The sequence below is a fragment of the Vibrio sp. 779(2023) genome (genome assembly GCF_033344285.1).
GTDB classification, from domain to species: domain Bacteria; phylum Pseudomonadota; class Gammaproteobacteria; order Enterobacterales; family Vibrionaceae; genus Vibrio; species Vibrio alginolyticus.
On the sequence record NZ_JAWPOM010000050.1, the window covers coordinates 1 to 3,220 of the forward strand.

General features: G+C 46.2%; 3 protein-coding genes and 1 pseudogene. All 4 read right to left on the reverse strand.

All coding sequences use genetic code 11. From position 1 onward, the window contains the following. Window positions 1-62, reverse strand: a pseudogene (locus R8O70_RS24700) (tRNA (uridine(34)/cytosine(34)/5-carboxymethylaminomethyluridine(34)-2'-O)-methyltransferase TrmL); the annotation flags it as partial. Between the two features lie 136 nt (window positions 63-198). Continuing rightward, entirely contained in the window at window positions 199-807 is a 609-nt protein-coding gene (locus R8O70_RS24705) for a superoxide dismutase (protein ID WP_005382382.1), read from the reverse strand. 175 nt (window positions 808-982) lie between these two features. Further along, entirely contained in the window at window positions 983-2,377 is a 1,395-nt protein-coding gene (gene cpxA, locus R8O70_RS24710; protein ID WP_170894109.1) for an envelope stress sensor histidine kinase CpxA, read from the reverse strand. Beyond that, window positions 2,377-3,066, reverse strand: coding sequence for a response regulator (locus tag R8O70_RS24715; protein ID WP_005382384.1), 690 nt, complete (start codon window positions 3,064-3,066; stop codon window positions 2,377-2,379). The genes cpxA and R8O70_RS24715 overlap by 1 nt, the downstream gene beginning before the upstream one ends. Window positions 3,067-3,220: the final 154 nt, after the last annotated feature.

Sequence of the window (3,220 nt, forward strand, 5' to 3'; positions counted from 1 at the left end):
AGTCGAATGATGTTGCCGGTGTTCGGCGCGATTTCTGGTTCGTATAAAGCGATATCAAACATGGTATTGAAATAGAGTTGGTCAAAGAGAACGGCAGTATATACCCAAGTCACCGAGAGATGCGAGATTCAGCAAAATTGACCTGGGTATGAAAGCAGGCATTAGCGCGGATGTTAATACCGTAAGTAGTGATGCTTTTTATAAGAGAGCGTGAGCATAGTTTTCTTCAACTGCTCGCCAGTTGACGACGTTCCACCACGCATCAATATATTCTGGGCGACGGTTTTGGTAGCTGATGTAATACGCGTGCTCCCACACGTCTAATGCGAGGATTGGTTCACCGCGCACATCCACTACGTCCATCAGAGGGTTGTCTTGATTACTGGTGGACGTAATGTGAATCTCACCATCTTTTACGATCAGCCATGCAAAGCCAGACCCAAAGGTATTGATGGCAGCTTGGGCAAACGCCTCTTTAAATTGCGCAAAGCTACCAAATTTATCGTTAATTGCTTGAGCAAGCGCGCCTTGAGGCTCTCCGCCACCGTTTGGTGACATGCAATTCCAATAAATGATGTGGTTGTAATAGCCGCCACCATTATTACGTACTGCTGGACTGAGCTTAGAGATATTGTCAAAGATCTCGTCTAATGACTGAGTTTCGAGCTCACTCCCTTCAACGGCATTTACAAACTTATCAAAGTACGTCTTGTGGTGTTTGCTGTAATGCACTTCCATGGTTTTCGCGTCGATGTACGGCTCTAGTGAATCGTACGGGTAAGGCAGAGCGGGAAATGTATGTGACATAGTAAATCCTCCTTAATTGGAAAATTCACTTTAATGCTAACGATAATTATTATCAACTTTGATCTTTGTAAGGGTATTCTAAGAAGCCCTCACCAATTTCTAAAGTGAGGGTGGGGCTGTGAATCACTCACTCTAGAAATATGATGCGAATTATTGTTAGTTCATCAAATTGAGACTAACAATTGATCGGTAAGGTGATACTCATACGCAATCCGCCTAAAGGACTTCGGCTGGCTGCGATCGTGCCACTGTGCTGGCGAATGGCACTTTCGGTAATGGTTAGGCCGAGACCTGTGCCGCCAGAGTGGCGATCGCGTGCCGTGGAAACGCGATAGAACGGGCGAAAAATCGCGGCCAGTTCCTCTTCTGGTACACCTTCTCCATTATCGTCAACCGTGATACGAAGCGTATCGTCATCGGCTTTGATGTCGATTTGTACCTCGTCTTTTCCGTAGTAAATGGCGTTACGAACGATATTTTCCACCGCACTCATCAGCAGTTTAGGGTTACCGGAAATATTGCGCTTAGGTAATTCTGAATAGTGTAGCTGTTTGCCCATTTGCTCTGCTTCAAACTGCGCATCTTTAATGATTTCTTCCCATAAACTTTCTAGTGGCTGTGTTTCGCGAGTCATATGACTGTTCGCCTGCATGCGAGAAAGCTCTAATAGTTCGCTGATCATCTGTTCCAAGCGCTGCGCTTCGGTATCGATACGAGTCAGTTCTGGGCTTTCGCCTTGTTTACGCGTCGCTAATGCGCTTGCCATGCGCAGACGAGTTAAAGGTGAGCGCAGCTCGTGAGAGATATCGGATAGCAAACGTTGTTGTCCTGAAATCATTTGATTAACCGCTTCGACCATCTGGTTGAAGCTGCTGCCTGCTTGACGAAATTCCGCCGTACCTTTTTCTAAATTTGGGTCTGTGACAAATTCACCTTTCGCCACACGTTGAGCAGCGGCTTCAAGACGACGTGCAGGCTGACTCAAAGCCCAAGCAAGCCATAACAGCAATGGTGTACTAACCAACATGACCGCAAGCAAGAGCTGGAATGGGTGATCAAACAGACGCAGGAGTAGAGGTGGTGGCTCATTCCACTTGAAGCCCACGTACATCAAGATATCGGAATCTGCCAAAGTGATAGGAATTGGGCCCGCAATCATGTATCGACCATACAGCTTCTGCTTTGGATTATTGTAATCTTCGATACTGGTGACAAAGTTTTGCATGGCACGCAATTGAAAATTGCTGCGTTTTTCTGTCGTAAGAACATTACCGCTGTAGTCAGAAAAAAACACTCGTGGGCGAGGGTCGTGCTTGCCGTGGCGGTTGCCCTCGATACGAAAAAGTATGCGGCCTAAATCAGTTTGCTGGCTGTATTTTTGTTGGATTGAGTCACGCGTTTCTACCATACGTTTGTAGTGTTCTTCTGGAATATCGCGAGCTTTGCGTGGGTCCAAATGTGGCAGTGATAGCACGGCTATCAATACTAATAACATGGTGAACCAAAAAATGGCAAAGATGCGTCCATACAGGCTATTGATGTTTGGCAGTTTGATGCGTGATAGGCGCATTAATCCTCCTCAAGCAGCATGTAGCCACGACCACGCAGGGTTTTAATTCGCGGCTTGCCATTGCTTTGATCTGGTAATTTTTTACGTAAGTTCGAGACATGCATATCGATAGCGCGATCAAAAGCAGCGAGTCGTTTACCAAGCACATCTAAGCTCAGTGTCTCTTTGGTCAGCACTTGTCCTGGGTTTTGTACGAAGTGGGTGAGTAGCGCAAACTCGGTTGCCGTGAGATCGAGTAGCTGTTGCTCACAGTACGCTTCTTGCTTACCGGGATAGAGGCGGATTTCTTGATACTCAATGCAATCGCTGTTTTTGGTATTTTTTTGTGTGCTGCTAGTGCGGCGTAAAATCGCGCGGATACGCGCTAACAGCTCTCGGTCACTAAAAGGTTTTGGTAAATAGTCATCCGCGCCCAGTTCCAAGCCGATCACGCGATCAATTTCTTCTCCTTTAGCGGTCAGCATCAAGACGGGAGTTTCCCAATTTTCACGTAAGCGTTTCAGCGTTTCCATGCCATTGAGTTTTGGCATCATGACATCCAACAAAATCAAATCAATCTTATCATTGATCGCGGCTAAGCCGGCTTCACCGTCATTTGCTTCGCTGACGTCAAACCCTTCGAAACTGAGTACTTCTTTTAATAAGCTGGTTAGCTCGATATCGTCATCGATTAAAAGAATGTTTGCCATGGGGGCACCTATAGTAAGTTACCGATAGCCTAATATTACATTGGAATGATGCGCAACGAAGAGGAGAAAAATCACTCTTTACGATTCTTTACGCTCCCTATACGTCGCTTTACCTAGCGGGTCGTATTCTATACTCAAGCGCTGTGAGAACAGC

Excerpts from the sequence above, each read along its gene's own strand:
- R8O70_RS24705 (WP_005382382.1), bottom strand. The coding sequence starts at position 807 with ATGTCACATACATTTCCCGCTCTGCCTTACCCGTACGATTCACTAGAG.
- R8O70_RS24715 (WP_005382384.1), bottom strand. The coding sequence starts at position 3,066 with ATGGCAAACATTCTTTTAATCGATGACGATATCGAGCTAACCAGCTTA.
- cpxA (WP_170894109.1), bottom strand. The coding sequence starts at position 2,377 with ATGCGCCTATCACGCATCAAACTGCCAAACATCAATAGCCTGTATGGA.